This is a genomic window from Paenibacillus illinoisensis NBRC 15959 (assembly GCF_004000925.1).
GTDB lineage: Bacteria > Bacillota > Bacilli > Paenibacillales > Paenibacillaceae > Paenibacillus > Paenibacillus illinoisensis.
Genome location: NZ_BIME01000012.1, coordinates 1 through 16183, shown reverse-complemented (window position 1 = coordinate 16183; position 16183 = coordinate 1). Strand labels below are relative to the sequence as shown.

13 protein-coding genes and 1 tRNA gene are annotated in these 16183 nt (G+C 45.0%); 3 read left to right on the top strand and 11 right to left on the bottom strand.

The window, feature by feature from the left end; genetic code table 11:
* Window positions 1-25 precede the first annotated feature (25 nt).
* A complete protein-coding gene (locus PIL01S_RS23770; protein ID WP_127539705.1) occupies window positions 26-469 on the bottom strand; it encodes a VOC family protein in 444 nt (147 codons plus the stop codon).
* Window positions 470-561: 92 nt separating this feature from the next.
* Here PIL01S_RS23770 and PIL01S_RS23765 point away from each other — a divergent pair, with 92 nt between their 5' ends.
* Complete coding sequence (locus PIL01S_RS23765) at window positions 562-1539, top strand: helix-turn-helix transcriptional regulator (RefSeq protein WP_127539918.1); 978 nt, start codon at window positions 562-564, stop codon at window positions 1537-1539.
* Window positions 1540-1550: 11 nt separating this feature from the next.
* On the opposite strand, the gene PIL01S_RS23760 is transcribed toward PIL01S_RS23765, so the two are convergent.
* Complete coding sequence (locus tag PIL01S_RS23760; protein ID WP_246058538.1) at window positions 1551-1916, bottom strand: MerR family transcriptional regulator; 366 nt, start codon at window positions 1914-1916, stop codon at window positions 1551-1553.
* Window positions 1917-2036: 120 nt separating this feature from the next.
* On the opposite strand from PIL01S_RS23760, the gene PIL01S_RS23755 reads away from it, so the two are divergent.
* Window positions 2037-2687 (top strand): nitroreductase family protein, encoded by a 651-nt coding sequence (locus tag PIL01S_RS23755; RefSeq protein ID WP_127539703.1) that lies wholly within the window; start codon window positions 2037-2039, stop codon window positions 2685-2687.
* Between the two features lie 321 nt (window positions 2688-3008).
* Here the strand turns inward: PIL01S_RS23755 and PIL01S_RS23750 are convergent, their stop codons facing one another.
* The 8 genes from PIL01S_RS23750 to ppc form a co-directional block, all read right to left on the bottom strand.
* Window positions 3009-3524 (bottom strand): cysteine hydrolase family protein, encoded by a 516-nt coding sequence (locus PIL01S_RS23750; RefSeq protein WP_127539702.1) that lies wholly within the window; start codon window positions 3522-3524, stop codon window positions 3009-3011.
* A gap of 199 nt (window positions 3525-3723) precedes the next feature.
* Window positions 3724-5556: a glutamine--fructose-6-phosphate transaminase (isomerizing) gene (gene glmS, locus PIL01S_RS23745; protein WP_127539701.1), complete on the bottom strand. Its 1833-nt coding sequence runs from the start codon at window positions 5554-5556 to the stop codon at window positions 3724-3726.
* A gap of 741 nt (window positions 5557-6297) precedes the next feature.
* A complete protein-coding gene (gene glmM, locus PIL01S_RS23740; RefSeq protein ID WP_127539700.1) occupies window positions 6298-7638 on the bottom strand; it encodes a phosphoglucosamine mutase in 1341 nt (446 codons plus the stop codon).
* Between the two features lie 69 nt (window positions 7639-7707).
* Window positions 7708-9204, bottom strand: coding sequence for a CdaR family protein (locus tag PIL01S_RS23735; RefSeq protein WP_127539699.1), 1497 nt, complete (start codon window positions 9202-9204; stop codon window positions 7708-7710).
* On the bottom strand, window positions 9204-10037 hold the full coding sequence (gene cdaA / locus PIL01S_RS23730; RefSeq protein WP_095292238.1) for a diadenylate cyclase CdaA: 834 nt from the start codon (window positions 10035-10037) through the stop codon (window positions 9204-9206). The genes PIL01S_RS23735 and cdaA overlap by 1 nt, the downstream gene beginning before the upstream one ends.
* A gap of 428 nt (window positions 10038-10465) precedes the next feature.
* Window positions 10466-11080, bottom strand: a complete 615-nt coding sequence (locus PIL01S_RS23725; RefSeq protein WP_095361676.1) for a zf-HC2 domain-containing protein — start codon at window positions 11078-11080, stop codon at window positions 10466-10468.
* A gap of 133 nt (window positions 11081-11213) precedes the next feature.
* The gene (sigW, locus tag PIL01S_RS23720; protein WP_017692117.1) at window positions 11214-11780 is read right to left on the bottom strand and encodes an RNA polymerase sigma factor SigW; all 567 of its coding nucleotides are present in this window, start codon (window positions 11778-11780) and stop codon (window positions 11214-11216) included.
* Between the two features lie 259 nt (window positions 11781-12039).
* Complete coding sequence (gene ppc, locus PIL01S_RS23715) at window positions 12040-14832, bottom strand: phosphoenolpyruvate carboxylase (RefSeq protein WP_127539698.1); 2793 nt, start codon at window positions 14830-14832, stop codon at window positions 12040-12042.
* 761 nt (window positions 14833-15593) lie between these two features.
* Between ppc and PIL01S_RS23710 the strand changes: the two genes are divergently transcribed.
* Window positions 15594-15875 carry a WGxxGxxG family protein gene (locus tag PIL01S_RS23710; RefSeq protein ID WP_095361674.1) on the top strand — a complete coding sequence of 94 codons (282 nt, stop codon included), beginning with the start codon at window positions 15594-15596 and terminating at the stop codon, window positions 15873-15875.
* Window positions 15876-16100: 225 nt separating this feature from the next.
* Here PIL01S_RS23710 and PIL01S_RS23705 read toward each other — a convergent pair.
* Window positions 16101-16171 (bottom strand) — tRNA-Gly (locus PIL01S_RS23705).
* Window positions 16172-16183 lie beyond the last annotated feature (12 nt).

Below are 16183 nucleotides of genomic sequence, written 5' to 3'. Positions count from 1 at the left end.
GAGCACCCCCGTCCTTGATTTTATGTTAGAAATCGTGCACGGTCACACAGAGCTGAATCGCAATGCCGAACGGATCACGCACAATCCCATAACCTGGGCTAAATTCATTTTGTTCGTAAGGCACGAGCACTTTCACGTCCTCATGTTGTACAAGAGAGGTATACAGATGATCCATCGTACTTTTATCCTTGGATTGAATACATAGCGATGTACTGTTTCCGAGCTGCCAAGGTCTCTCCGGATCCATTGCCTCCTCTGCAATCATGATCTTGTTTACCCCAATCTCCAGCACCGAATGTGTAATATACTCATCTTGGCCAGCAGGGTAATCGAAGCCCGGGTTCATTTCCTTCATCTCTTTATAACTTTTCTTAAAAAGCACTTTGGCCCCCAAAACCTTCTCATAAAATGCTATGGCTGCTGCCGCATCCCCGTTCATCGACAAAAATGGGATCACTTCAAAATTCATTATCGTTTGCCTCCTTGGTTCGATTGGATTACACTTATCATCATAACAACAAAAGGTGCCAATACATGGCACCATTGAAAGGTTTCTTTATGATGAAAAAATCAGAACGCATGAACCAGATGCTGCGCTTTATCAATCAAAAACAGCAGTTTACCCTGCAGGATCTCATGCAGGAGTTTCAGATCTCCAAACGAACCGCGTTAAGAGATATCGCCTCATTGGAAGAACTCGGTGCACCCATCTATGCCGAGTACGGGAGGTACGGCGGGTATCGTCTGCTTCAACAGATGCAGCTGCCCCCCATATCGTTTAACACGGGAGAGCTTCATGCCCTTTATTTTGCCATACAGGCCCTTCGGAGTTTCTCTAACCTGCCCTTTCAGGCTACCTTCCGTTCGATTCATGAGAAATTCATAAACGCGTTATCCGATAAGCAGCGTCTGGAAATCCAGAACATACAGCATCGGGTTTCGTTCAAACATACGGAGCAAATTAAGGATAGTGAGAACCTGGAGTTTCTATTGATGTCCGCCGTACAGAATACAGTGATACAGATTGTTTATCAAAATGTTCGCACGAGCAGACATACCAAGAGCTCGTCTTCAAACGTAACCAGCTCCAATGTCCGCACCATCCAGCCCATTGCCCTCTATGCGATGAGAGGCTATTGGTATTGCCAGGCATATGACCTGCACAAGCAAGCCTACCGCGTATTCCGATGTGACCGAATATCATCACCCCAACTAACGGATATCGAGCCCTTGGATCATATCAAGGAGCTTTCGCTCCAGGATGCCCATTCGCTCTGGAAGCCATCAGAACAAGCCATCCCCTTTCAATGCCGCATCAATGATGCGGGAATGGAGCTATTTCAGCAGGAACACTTTCCATCCATGAAACTCGAAGTGTATGCGGAACAGACCTATCTTGTTGGTTCGTATGAACCTCATGAGCTTGAATTTATCATTCGTTATCTTTCGGGCTATGGCAAAACCATTCAGATCATGAAGCCAGCCAGCTTGAAGGAAGCGCTGAGACAATATTATCTGGATTTACTGGAGCATGTTTGATTTGAAGTGATCTAATGCTTTCCGAATCCATCCTCACAAGTAATATCCGTCTCAAGGATGTCGTACAGATTTTGTTTAGCGTGTTCCAGCTTCATCTGTACTTCTTCAATTTCGGATATCTTATCCTGAAGAATGCTTCTCTGTTCATTTCGTGAAAATCCAGCTTTGGAGATCATGGATTGAATATCCTGAATCGTAAAGCCAACAGCCAAGCTTTGCTTAACCACATCCAGATGCTGTACGATGCCTGAATCATATACCCGGTAGTTATTCTGGTCTCTCAGAACATGCTCATCCGTGATAATACCTATCTTTTCATAGTAACGGATCGTTGATATAGGAAGGTTTACTTGTTTTGCTACTTCACTAATTTTCAATATGGATCCCCCTCTTCGTGCTCTTGCTATAAAGTATACTTCATAGTTTACACTCCTCATAGTGAGTCGGATGAAAGCCTGAATCCAATCACGCAAATATGATCGAGGAGAGATAACGACATGGATACAACCACTGGCCAATCTAACAGAACAAATGATTTTGATAGCATCGTCCTGGAACGTCGTTCCGTTAAAGTCTACAACCCCGAGGTGAAAATCAGCCGTGAGGAATTGAGTGAGATATTGGCGAAGGCTTCCCGGGCCCCCTCTGCCATTAACATGCAACCCTGGCGTTTCCTTGTTATCGACAGTGCTGAAGGAAAAGAGAAGCTTGCTCCACTGGCCTCTTTCAACCAAACACAGGTTCTTACCTCATCAGCAGTTATTGCTGTATTTTACGATGCCGAGAACATAGCGTATATGGACGAGATTTTCAGTAAATCAGTGGAATTGGGATACATGCCGCAGGACATCAAGGAAATGCAGATGCAGCAGGCAAAGCCTTATTATGCCAACATGAGTCCATCCGAGCTGCGTGACATGAATCTCATTGACTCAGGCCTTATTAGTATGCAGCTCATGCTCGTTGCCCGTGCCCACGGATATGATACCAATCCCATGGCCGGTTATGATAAAGACCGAATTGCCGAAGTCTTTGGCCTGGACAAAGAACGTTTCCAACCCGTGATGCTGATTTCCATAGGCAAAGCTGTCAAAAATGGACATCCTTCCTATCGCCTCCCGGTTGATACGATTACCACTTGGGCATAATCAAAAGCTGTTCAGGAGTGACAGCAGGATGGCCTCCGTAAGATAGTACGTTTGTCTCTAAGCTATATTAGGAGCTTTAACTGACCTGCCAAACCTTAAAGACTTAAACAGCATGCACTGATATTCAAACAGAGAAAAACGGCTTATTGTTGGATAACAAAAAGGGTCCTATGACAGTATTGATTGCCATCAGGACCCTTTACTACATTACAATTACTTAGATTAATGTCATTAACGAATACAGATCTTTTAAACTCGGCTGATCAATGCTCACGTAGTGATTATATATGGGGCGTTTTTCTATGATTCTCAAATTGACATCTACAATTCATCATCTATCCAATTCAAAAATCTATCTCCCCATATGTGTTCATAAAAGGAAATGGTCTCTTTTGCAGACATCCATCGATTATCTAAAGTAGAGGTTGCATTACGTATCATGTAGTTTTCGTATCCCAGCCCATGAGCGAATTTAATCGTTGCATCCATACAATATTCGGTTTGCGCTCCGCAAAACTCGATACGGTTTACAGTGAATTGGTCAAGAAGGCTTTTCAGGTTTGTGTTATAAAATGAATTCGCATGTATTTTCCGCACAAAAACGTCTTGCTCTTGAACATCCAGATCGGAATGAATAGCCCATGGTTCCTCTCCAGGCACTAATTCTTCATCACCGTGCTGAACAAAAATGATAGGTTTATCTAATTCTCTATAAATAGCAATTCTCCGATTGACTCTATCGAGTAAATTCGGCAACTCATATAAATAATTCTCACCACTGTAACATACGCCATTTTGTAGATCGATCACAATCAACACATCTGCACAAGTCGCCATCATTTTACCTCTTTCATCTTGGAATATGTTTATTTAAATTGATCGGATGATGAAAAAACTTATGTTCAGTATACTGGATAACAAAAAAAGATGATATGACCAAGTCATATCATCTTTTTTACTAACTATTACATTAGTTTAGGATTTCATGAATACCATTCACTACTCTTATCCATTATCGAAACGAACGATTTACCTCTTACTCAACCGTTACGCTTTTCGCCAGGTTACGTGGTTTATCCACATCGTGACCCAGTGCCAGGGAAGCGTAGTATGCCAGCAGTTGCAATGCAACTACGGACAACGCCGGGCTGAGCAGTGGCAGTGTCTTAGGAATCGCAAACGCTTGGTCTACGGATTTCAGCAAGCTTGCTACGTGCTCTTCGTACGTAATTGCCAGTACATCCGCGCCACGTGCTTTTACTTCCTTGATGTTGCTCACTGTTTTCTCGAGTACGTTCTCTTGTGTTGCCAAGGCAATAACAGGAATACCGTCTTCGATCAATGCCAGTGTACCGTGTTTCAACTCACCTGCAGCGTATGCCTCAGAGTGGATGTAAGAGATCTCTTTCAGTTTCAACGATCCTTCTTGAGCTACCGCATAATCGAGACCGCGGCCGATGAAGAAGAGATGTTGATGTTTGGAGATTTGCTCTGCGTATCCTTTGATCGCATCCGCTTGCTCCAGCATGGACTCCACTTGCTCTGGCAATGCCTGCATTGCTGCCAGGGTATGTGCAATCTCTTCGGCTGTTTGTGTACCGCGCACTTGTGCAAGGTACAGACCAAGCAAGTTAAAAGCGATCAACTGTGATGTATATGCTTTGGTGGAAGCAACCGCGATTTCCGGTCCTGCCAGTGTTGCAATCACATCGTCTGCATCACGTGCAATGGAGCTGCCCACTACGTTAGTAATGGCCAGTACATGTGCACCATTGGATTGTGCTTCGCGCAGTGCAGCAAGCGTATCCGCAGTTTCACCAGATTGGCTTACAACGATAACGAGTGTATCTTTGCCCACGATTGGGGAACGATAGCGGTACTCGGAAGCAACATCCGTTTCAACCGGAATACGTACCAATTGCTCAATTACTGTACGTCCAACGAGACCTGCATGGTACGCAGTACCACATGCAATGATTTGAACGTTACGAATATTTTTAATTTGTTCTTCAGTCATTTTCAACTCAGGAAGCTGAACCTTTTTGCTTTCATTATCGATGCGACCCAGCATGGTATCACGGTATGCTTTTGGTTGCTCATGAATTTCTTTCAACATGAAGTGCTCGAATCCGCCTTTTTCTGCAGTTACAGCATCCCAATCGACACGAATCATTTCCCGAGAAATAAAGTTGCCTTCAATCGTCATCAATTCGACAGCATCATGTGTCAATACAGCCATTTCACCATCATTCAGAATGTACACGTTACGTGTATGTTCCAGAATTGCCGGGATGTCGGAACCAATGAAGTTCTCGCCTTCACCAATACCAATAATCAATGGACTTGCTTGACGCACAGCTACGAGTTTCTCCGGCTCATGCTCTGTCAATACACCCAGTGCGAATGCACCACGCAACAACGTGATCACTTTTTGCACTGTTTTAACGATATCACCATTGTATTCACGTGCAATCAGGTGAGAGATAACTTCAGTATCTGTCTCGGAAGTGAACGTATGACCTTGAGCGATCAGTTCATCCTTCAGTTCGAGATAGTTCTCAATGATACCGTTGTGAACCACAGAGAATTTCTGGCTTCCATCAGTGTGTGGATGGGAGTTCTCATCCGATGGTTTACCATGAGTTGCCCAACGTGTGTGTCCGATTCCGGCATTACCTACCAGTGGAGCACCATCCAGCTTGGCTTCAAGGTTCGCAAGACGACCGAGAGCTTTCGTGATTTGCAGACCTTCCGGTGTGAATACCGCGATACCTGCAGAATCATAACCACGATACTCGAGCTTTTTCAATCCTTCGACCAATACCGATTGAGTGTTCTTATTACCAATATATCCAACAATACCGCACATAGTTTAGTTCCTCCGTTTGTATATGAATACTGTGTCACGAAGAGAAACAGGCTGTCGCGGCATATCGAAAAAATGAATGATTGCCTAAATGTATCATGAATACCTGTTACCTATTCAATTATCAATGATCAGACCGGCCTCTTGCCGCTCTTCAGTCATCATAAGATGTTATGAATGCAATCATGAATGTACATCATTTTTCCGTCCGCGCACCTATTTTGCTCTTCGCGCACATTCATTTGAATTTTAGTTTACTATTGCACCTACCGGCGCGTTGTGTGGACAGTCACCCATCCATTTTCCGCAATCCGGTTTACGGCTATGGTGCATCACCGGGAGGTCCCCGCCGAACAATCCGAACACCTCCACCTCGTCAGCTTGATTGCCGTCGATCCTGATCAGTGAATCTCGAGTTCCAAGATCCATACCGCTTCAGAATCCTTCCCGCGCAACTTCAAGCTCTGGCGCTTGTGTAACTAATACCTTACGATCCTCACTTTCTGTGTCTGAATGACGACTCCACTCATTATATGCACGTCAGGTTCATTTTGCAATGGAGCAAAGTACCTGTGACCAAATCAGCATATTTACCCACAATCCCGACCGGATTATCAGACCTTAGGCCTTGCCAGTCGGGACGCGGGATTTTTGTTCTTGCTTCAAGCATATACCCTTTATTATACCATTCTATGATGGCAATCCCACAGTGGGAATGTGTACACAAAATGTATATCTAAGGTGTTAAACCAGTTCCTTTTGCACCACGTCTGCGATCTGTGATACAAACTGCTCCAGTTCACCTTTATCTGGTCCTTCCGCCATAACACGAATCAGAGATTCTGTACCAGACGCACGAACAAGAACACGTCCATTATCACCAAGCTGTTGTTCTACAGTAGCAATAGCCTGCTCGATTGCAGCATTACCTTCGTATTTGCTCTTGTCTTCCACACGGACGTTGACCAGAACCTGTGGGTACTGAGTCATTAGTGATTTCAGATCACTCAGCTTCTTGCCCGATGCCTTGAGGGTATCCACGAGTTGAATAGCTGTCAGCATGCCATCCCCGGTTGTATTGTAATCCAGGAAAATAACATGGCCGGACTGCTCACCACCCAGATTATACCCACCGCGGCGCATCTCCTCCATCACATAGCGGTCGCCCACAGCCGTTTTAGCTGTTTTCAGTGCAAGCTTCTCCGTCGCTTTATAAAATCCGATATTACTCATGACGGTGGATACCACTGTGCTGTCTTTTAGCTTGCCCGCACGATTCATCGCATCACCACAGATGCACAGGATGAAGTCTCCATCGACCTCTGCGCCCGTTTCATCAATAGCAATCAGACGATCCGCATCTCCATCAAAAGCAAGACCCAGATCCGCTTTATGTTTAAGCACTTCTTGTTTCAGATGCTCCGGGTGTGTGGAACCACATTGCTCATTGATATTCAGGCCATTGGGCTCAGCACCAATCGCAATGACTTCCGCCCCAAGCTCTGTAAACAGTTTAGGTGCCAGCTCATAAGCTGCTCCATTGGCACAATCGAGTACAATTTTAAGTCCAGAGAACGACTCGGTTACGGTTGTTTTCAGGTATTCGAGATAACTGTAACGCGATTGCTCATCTACCGTTACGGTACCCAATCCGCCGCCAACAGGACGTGGCAATTGATCCGTTTCAGCATCCATCAGTTCTTCGATCCGGTTCTCCGTCTCGTCAGACAATTTGAAACCGTCCCCGCCAAAAAACTTGATTCCGTTATCTTCTACCGGATTATGGGAAGCCGAAATCATGACTCCTGCGTCGGCTTTAAGCAAACGAGTAATATAGGCCACTCCCGGAGTGGATACAACGCCCAGACGGATGACATCTGCACCAATGGACAATAGACCTGCAACCAGCGCAGATTCCAGCATCAGTCCCGAGATCCGGGTATCCATCCCGATAACCACTTTGGGTCTCTCTACACCGCCAGCAAGCACGTAACCGCCACATCGACCGATGCTGTAAGCCAGCTCCGCCGTTAGTTCTTTATTGGCAACACCTCTTACACCGTCTGTACCAAAATATTTCCCCATGATCTAACTCCTTTTATTCGCATCATATAAGAGCATCAAATATTTATTTTATCAAATCAATCTGAACCATTACGGATTTGAGCCATTGGTGCCGCCGCTACCACTGCTGTTACCCGAGTTCCCTTTATTCGTTGCATTACCTTGCTGGGTTTGCTGCTCCTGATTATCCGTATTCGATTCTGTCGTTTCCCCTTCATCAGGCGCAGGATCCGTTTCTCCGTTCTCCACTTCTGCAGGCGAAGGCTCCGGTCCGGCATTGCCTTCATCCGTGGGCTCTTCACTTGGGGGAACCGTCGTATCCTCTGCTTTTTCACTGATCTTGACTGTAGCGCTCAATGGAGTAAAGGTACCATCCAGCTCAGCAAATCGGGGCAATTCAGCATCCAGCTTCACTTCATGTGTCCCGGCGGCAAGTCCCTGAAGATCTGCCGTCAGCTTGATATCCTCGCCGCTCAGACCTTCAAGCATACTCGGAGAACCCTTCAGTGTAAGATTTACACCGCCGCTCTTTGGCGTGACCAGTGCAGCTTCCAAACCGTTCCCCACACCCGTAAGGGTTATGGGAACATTGGGAAAGACCTTCGTTGTCTCCTCTGTCTCGTCATAAGGTGACACAGTAACCTTGATCTGAATCGAACTAGGCTCGATTTTCTCAAAACCCGGAGGCCGCGTCAAGTCCACGTTAACTGTCGATGTACCTGCCTCTTCAAATTGTGTGAGATCCAAGGTAACTTGGTCGTAGGCCTGTATACCCGCAAGCGCCTCATCCGTACCGTAAACCGAGACTTCTTTCACGTTTGGTTCCACACTGGACAGTACCAATCCCTCCGGCAGCTGTCCTGAATATTTGATTCTTAAGGGTACTGATTTATAGGGCTGATTAACCGGAATGCGAACTTCAACGGTCTGTGGCGTAATGACTGCATTCTCAAGTACTTTGCCTTCTGCATCATATGCCTGCAGTTTCACCCTTTTCTGCGTTACATCATCCTTTGCATCCTTCACACTCACACTGCCCTGTACCTTCGCTACAGCGTCCAACTGCCCTTCCGGCAGAGTCACCTTAACCGGGCCTGTTGGCTCAACGACAGGCGTCCCAAGGCTGTAACCAGCGGATGGATCTCCTTCGGGTACAATATTCACATTGAAGGATTTGGTGCCCAATTTTTCAACATTGACTGTAACCATGGAAGGCTCCATGCTAACCACCTCGACGCCAGAAGGCAGATCGGGAACAAGCGGCAGCGTATTGGAGCCATCTTTGACCTGGCTCAGGTCAACGAGTACCTTATAATCATCATTTGTAAATATGGAAGTTAACATGGAACGCTGTCCTTTGATCTCCAGCCGTACCTCATCCGTACTTAATGAAGTGAGCACGTACGAGTTGCTGTCAAGGCCATAAGGCTGAACAGGTACGGTACGCTCTACCACCTTGTTGGTTGTTCCGGTAGCAATCGTTGGCGTGGTAGGTACTTCATCCAGATGAATCATAAACCAGAGCAGCAAACTGACTGCAAGCGCAAGGACCTTGGCAAAGTTATTATTGTTGAACCATTTATCCATTACTTCGTTCCCCCCTTCCGTTTCCAGAAAGAAGTCCAGTTATTCTTTTTGTTTAGATTGGATGTTGGACGAAGCTCTTCATATAACTTGGCAATCAGCGACTCTTCCTTAATGTCACGAACGACCTGTCCATTCATCGCCAGCGATACTTGTCCAGTCTCCTCCGAGACAACCAGACAGATCGCATCGGCTACCTCCGTAATACCAATTGCGGCACGGTGCCGTGTTCCAAGTTCCTTGCTAATAAACGGATTCTCGGATAAAGGCAAATAACATGCCGCTGCAGAGATCTGTTTGCCTTGGATAATAACAGCCCCGTCGTGGAGCGGTGTATTTGGAATAAAGATATTGATCATCAGCTCCGAGCTAACCAACGATTGCATCTGAATCCCAGATTCCGTGTAATCGTTCAAACCCGTTTCCCGTTCGAAGACAACAAGCGCACCAATTTTACGACGAGACAAATAATTCACAGACTTAATAATCTCGCCAATTAACACCGTTAATTCTTCATCGCTGGCTGCTGTGGAGCGTCCAAACAATTTACCACGTCCCAGTTGCTCCAGACCACGGCGCAGTTCCGGTTGAAATATAATAAAGACGGCAACCACACCAAATGTAAACATCTGGTTCATGAGCCATTTGAGCGTATACAGGTTTAGCCACGTGCTTAGTGCCCAGATCACCACAAGGAACAGAATACCCTTAAGCAGCTGCACAGCACGTGTACCCCGTACAAGCAAAATCAGTTTGTACATAATATAGGTAACAATCAATATATCGATAACGTCCTTAATGGACTCTTTCCACGTTAAGTCAGCAAAATAGTTCATAAGCTAGCCCCCGCTATCCCCATTGATGAGTAAACCCTGATCTCATATTAACCCATTAGGATTTTATATAATCCCTGGTCTTAGCTTTTGCACATCCGACACAGACAAGCTTCCGGCCGTATAAGTTGGAGGGGAAGAGTGTTCCCCCGTACAACAATGTATAGACGAATATAACCATTTCATTCTATATCTTGCCGCTTGAAAGACGGTCTTTGGATAGATGCAAAATGCTTATCTATATGTAGTAGTATGTTCTCTTTAGTATCTAGGTTATAACGATAACGTTCAGGTTGCAAGTTACGGCAGTCACAAACTGCGCAGAAACAACACAAATACCATAAATTACAATGTCGCCAATAAAAAAAGAGTACCCCATGCAAACTGGAGGTACCCTGCTTGGTATATACCATTGAAGAATTCACCCTGTGCTAGCGGTAAGCCACTTCATTCACCATATTGGTTATTTTGTACCAGAACCAGTCCAGCGCCTGATCAATGCTTTTCACCTGACCGGAAATATGCGCCGTCGAAGCTTGATACAGTTGTCCGTCGATCACCGTCAGATTGCCATCTACATCACCATATACCTGGGCGGTACCATTCTCTATCGTAAGATCGCCCGCAATTGACTTGCCTTGAGGAACAATTACCGTGTTTCCTTCAATGACGATCTGGTCCAGATTATTCCCCTTAACGACCATTTCGTTATTCTGATCCCAGAAGCTCCAAGCGCTAAAGAGCATCACGACCAAAAAGAAGGCTGCCGCCGTCAGCGCGGGATGTCCTTTGACCCATTTGAGCCATACCTGTTGTCTCTTGGGCTGGGGCAGAGCATTCATAATACGATTGGTCAGCTCATCCGAGGCAGACGGTGAATAATGTTTCATGGCAAAGAGCAGCATTTCCGTCTGTTCCAACTCTTTAAAGCGCATGCGACACTCCGGACAGGTAACAAGGTGACCTTTCAGTTCTACCTTCTGGGCCGGGGACAACGACTCATCCAAACATTCATGCATTAAAGAGACGGCCGAGTTGCAATCCATATGAGAGCCAATCCTTTCTTAGATCACTTAGTCCATGCATCTTCAAATACCACGCATAAGACTTGCATACATTACATACGCATCCGTTTCAGATATGTTTCAAATAATTTTGCCTAAAAAAATTGAAATCGATTTACAGCTTATATTCCAGTTTTTTACGCAAAAAGTCACGGCCCCTGTGCACACGTGTTTTGATCGTTGTTACGGGCATGCCTGTGACATCACTGATTTCCTGCAGCGACAAGTCCTGTAAATATCTCAAAATCATGACGGACTTATACTTGGCCGGCAGACTGTCAATAGCCTCACGAATGAGCGTCTGTGTTTCTGACAATAGTGCTTCGCTCTCTGGTGTACGATCATCACTCGGAAGCATGGCATAACCATCGGATCCTTCCTGATCATTCAACTCGGCATCCAAAGAGTAAGATGGTTTCTTCCTCCGTAAACGGTCGATACACAAGTTGGTTGCAATCCGGTAAATCCAGGTTGAAAACTTCTGGTTCGGATCATATTTCTCCATGTTGCGAAACACACGCAAAAACGTCTCCTGTACAACGTCTTCAGCTTCATGACGATTGTTCAGCATCCGGTATGCCAAATGAAATAACTTGTCCTTGTATAGTTCTACGATTTCTGCAAAGGCCCGCTGATCACCCTTTAGGACCAGCTTAACCAGCCTGTTCTCCAAATTGTCCACCTTTATTCCCCCAGACATGCTGATGGGTCTTCCGCCTTCTGATACCCGTCCACACTTGTAATTCACCAATCAAATCGTAAATCAACTTTGGTCAAAAATCAAGACTGTGCCGGAAAATATCCACCAAAAACAGTAAAAACGGGAACTCCTACTGGAGTCCCGTTTCATCCCTCACTCAAGACTGAGGAGAGAACCGTTCATTTTATTATTTAACTTCATTAAATGTTCACTACATTAATCATTTAGGTCAGCTTTTGCATCAGCCTGTATTGCGGAGTCCTGCAGCAATACCGTTAATGGTCAGCAGCACTTCACGCAGCAACTCGGTATCATCTTCCCCACGCTCACGCATGTCTCTAAGCTCGCTAAGCAGCTGCACCTGCATATAGGACAATGGATCAACGTAAGGATTACGCAAACGAATAGATTCCTGGATTACCGGTACATCATCCAAAATTTCTGCTTCTCCGGTAATTTTCAGAATCAGCTCTTTTGTCAGCTTGAATTCAGACTCAATCTGACCATAGATACGATCACGCGCTTCCTTGTTGGAGGCCATCGCAGAATATTCTTTGGCAATTACAAGATCTGCCTTAGCAATAGCCATCTGTACCGTATCAATAAGTGTACGGAAGAATGGGAAGTTGGCATACATGTTTTTGAGAACAGCCAAATTTTCCTCTTTATTCTGATAATAGCTTTGCAATCCTGTTCCAGCTGCATACCATGCAGGGAGAAGATAGCGGCTTTGAGTCCAGGCAAATACCCATGGGATTGCTCTCAGGTCTTCAAATTTATCACTGTTTTTCCGTTTGGATGGTCTTGAACCAATGTTGAGCTCTCCGACCTCAGGCAGCGGTGTTGATTCCTTGAAGAAGTTGAAGAAGTCCGGATCACGGAAGATCAAGTCTTGATACTTCGTGAGAGATACCTCGGAAATATCCTTAATGATGCTATCCCAGTGTTGTTCAGAGACTGATTCTTGCGGCTCCATTCCGTTCAGTGCAGCCGTGAGCAATGCCGATGTCGCTTGTTCCAGACTGCGGTAAGCAATACCTTGAAGGGAATAGCGGGATGAGATGACTTCGCCCTGCTCCGTAATCTTGATTCCCCCACCAATGGTATGAGGTGGTTGTGCAAGAATACTGCGGTTAAGCGGCATGCCTCCACGTCCCAATGCACCGCCACGACCATGGAAGAACTTCAGCTTGACGCCATGCTTATTACCTACAGCGGTAATGGCGTTCATGGCTACCCTAAGCTCCCAGTTAGCCGTTACCACTCCGCCATCCTTGTTGCTGTCTGAATAACCAAGCATGATTTCATGCAGCTCATTCCGGGCAGCTACGCTTGCGCGATATACCGGAAGATTGAAGAGCTTTTGCATGATGTCAGAAGCTGCATGAAGGTCATCGATAGTTTCAAACAGCGGCACAGCCTGAAGTGTCGAAATAATCTCTCCACCCTGCCCTTTACGGAACAATCCTACTTCCTTGGCAAATACCATGACTTCCAGCAGATCACTTGCTCCCTGCGTCATACTGATCAGGTAACTTGTAATACATCCTGTACCAAACTCGCTCTGTGCACGTTTGATTGTACGGAATACATCAAGACATTCTTTTGTTCCCTCACTGTACTGGTGATATGGAGAAGTCAATGGACGTGGATCCTCGAGCAGGCGAGCCAGCAAATCAATTTTACCGTCCTCCGTCAGACGGGCATAATCTTCAACAATGTTCATCTTGGCCAAAATTTCGGCCATCGCATTCTCATGTTCCTGACTATGCTGACGTACATCCAGCGCAGCGGTGTGGAATCCGAAAAGCTCCACTTGGCGAATCATTTTGCGAACCGTCGTATCCGCTACATAATCTGCAAAATGATGGCGCAGGCTGCGGTCAATAACCATCAGATCATCGATCAATTCCTGAGCACTGTCATAACGGTCCGGCTGTCCGACTTTATTTTCATCAAGTACATTATTCATTTTGGCAATCATGTATGCCAGTTTGATCCGATAAGGTTCTTTCTCATTGCGCCAAATGTCTACTTTTTTCAAAGTGACACAGCTGCGGTCTTGCTCAATGGATTGAGCCAGTTCATCCGACACGTGGATGATGTTCGTACTGAAGCTGAGATGCCCCATGAGCTCAATCATAATCCGCTGATATTCACGCAAAGCGAGCTTGCGCTGCATTAACAGCGTCTGCCACGTTACATCTGAAGTTACCGAAGGATTTCCGTCCCGGTCTCCACCGATCCAGGAACCGAAGCGCAAATACGTCGGCACATGCCAGTCGTGGTCAGGATAAAATTTATTCAGACAGCGTTCAAGCTCCTGATATACATCCGGAAGTACGTGGAACAACGTTTCGTGAAAATAATACATCCCGTTCCGTACTTCATCGAGTACAGTCGGTTTGCGGTCGCGAAGTTCATCTGTTTGCCAGAGTGTAATAACTTCGTTCAGCAGCTTTTCCCGCAATTGTTCACGTTCACGCAACGTCAGCGTAGGATTATCAAGCAGCATGACATCTTCAGATATCCGTTTGTGGATATCCAGAATAACCCGGCGCATAGCCTCGGTTGGGTGAGCTGTCATAACCAGTTCCAGCGACAATTCGTCCAGAATCTGCTCTACTTTGGTATGAGACAATCCGCGTTCCTTCAGATCCTGTACGGCCTTCTCGATCGAACCAGGCTGTACTGCATCCCCTGCAGATCGTTCATAATCCCGTTTACGCCGAATCCGATGGTTTTGTTCAGCAATATTAACTAATTGAAAATAAATTGCAAAAGCTCGAATGACCTGGTGACGATTTTCAGAATCTAATTCCTGGATCATCGTTTTGAACTCTGTATACAGTTCAGGCAAAAATTCTGCACGCAACGATTTGCTCGTTTCCCGAATTTTCTCAACGATATCGAGAAGCTCCGTGCCCCCTTGATGGACAAGAACTTCTCCGAGTATATTGCCCAGGAACCGCACGTCTCGCCGGAGCAGGTTGTTAGATTGGCTTTTGCTGGCGGTTACCATAGTTTCAGTCATGCTTATCCTCCCATCTGATCGTTCACATTCGTACACGTAAATTTGACACCTTCATAACATCATACAATAAAATGGTACGAAAATCTTTATTTTTCTATTAGTAAAAAAGGGGATTATCCCCGATTTTCCGCACAAAAACGCACTTTATTATTCATTTTCTTAATTTGCTTCATTTAATGAGCAAAAGCTTGTCGCATGATACCTTTTTCACATGCTATATATAAACAAATATCTTATACATATTCGTTTTAATTTATAAATATACAGCAGCGTTAAATTTACTCAAACAGAAGAGTACAATATCATTTCCATGATTTTAGCAGTTCAATCTCCAGGCAAAAACATGACCGGCAAAGCAAGCTTTTGTATACTTTACCACAGTGATGTAATAAATTAAAGTATCAATTTAAAAATTATTATCATTTGCTACCTCCCCTTATGGAAACGACAAGTTAGAGGCTTTAAGCGAAGATGATTTGTGATGTAACCAAGCCAGAATTGATGCCAGATTATGTGCTTCAATGCGTTTCAATGATCAAAATAGTTTCTTTAAGCTGTTTTAAATGATTCTTCATTAAAGTTCATTCAGGTTTCCAAAGGTTTGAGGGTAAATCGAATTCATGGCTAACTAATATGAGTGGCTTTTTTATGTAGCATGAACACTTATGCCAGAGGGATATTTTAACGTAAGAACAATTACATAATTTCATTTAGTAAAAGGCAGATTAGATATAGTTCAAACAAAAAGGAGGCGACATCTGATGAAGAAAAAGGTATCTACACTTATTGCTTCTACACTTCTAGTGGCAGCATTGGCTGGTCCTGCCGCGGCGAATGGTTCTGCAACCCAAGGTATGGATCAAAACCGTGGTACACAAATGAACAGCACAAACTACAACACGGGTGACTACCGTACGAACAATGTTCGTGCAAATGCTGCAACTGACCGAGACAATGATATGGACTGGGGCTGGCTTGGTTTGCTCGGACTTCTTGGCTTAGCAGGTATGCGTAGAAAAGTTTCTGACCGTCACGAACGTTAATAGCTATCCGAAGGTCCCTAAACGCAACTAAAGTGTTTAGAAGCCCTTTAAGGCTGTCTCGTTGGATGTATTAAGTAATGCACAGAGCATAGTACAAGAAGTCAAGACCTCCTACACATGGAGGCCTTGGCTTCTTTTTACGTTTTTTTATATATTTCCCTAAACGTTGCTGTATAGAAAAAAACAGCCTCTACATCATGTAGAGACTGCTCTTAAAATCATATAAGCGGGTGATGGGAATCGAACCCACGCTATTAGCTTGGAAGGCTAAAGTTCTACCATTGAACTACACCCGCGTAATCATAAAA

What these genes read in the sequence shown, in the direction of transcription:
- PIL01S_RS23770 (WP_127539705.1), bottom strand. Translation starts at nt 469, where the DNA reads ATGAATTTTGAAGTGATCCCATTTTTGTCGATGAACGGGGATGCGGCA.
- PIL01S_RS23765 (WP_127539918.1), top strand. Translation starts at nt 562, where the DNA reads ATGAAAAAATCAGAACGCATGAACCAGATGCTGCGCTTTATCAATCAA.
- PIL01S_RS23755 (WP_127539703.1), top strand. Translation starts at nt 2,037, where the DNA reads ATGGATACAACCACTGGCCAATCTAACAGAACAAATGATTTTGATAGC.
- PIL01S_RS23750 (WP_127539702.1), bottom strand. Translation starts at nt 3,524, where the DNA reads ATGGCGACTTGTGCAGATGTGTTGATTGTGATCGATCTACAAAATGGC.
- glmS (WP_127539701.1), bottom strand. Translation starts at nt 5,556, where the DNA reads ATGTGCGGTATTGTTGGATATATTGGTAATAAGAACACTCAATCGGTA.
- glmM (WP_127539700.1), bottom strand. Translation starts at nt 7,638, where the DNA reads ATGGGGAAATATTTTGGTACAGACGGTGTAAGAGGTGTTGCCAATAAA.
- PIL01S_RS23735 (WP_127539699.1), bottom strand. Translation starts at nt 9,204, where the DNA reads ATGGATAAATGGTTCAACAATAATAACTTTGCCAAGGTCCTTGCGCTT.
- cdaA (WP_095292238.1), bottom strand. Translation starts at nt 10,037, where the DNA reads ATGAACTATTTTGCTGACTTAACGTGGAAAGAGTCCATTAAGGACGTT.
- PIL01S_RS23725 (WP_095361676.1), bottom strand. Translation starts at nt 11,080, where the DNA reads ATGGATTGCAACTCGGCCGTCTCTTTAATGCATGAATGTTTGGATGAG.
- ppc (WP_127539698.1), bottom strand. Translation starts at nt 14,832, where the DNA reads ATGACTGAAACTATGGTAACCGCCAGCAAAAGCCAATCTAACAACCTG.
- PIL01S_RS23710 (WP_095361674.1), top strand. Translation starts at nt 15,594, where the DNA reads ATGAAGAAAAAGGTATCTACACTTATTGCTTCTACACTTCTAGTGGCA.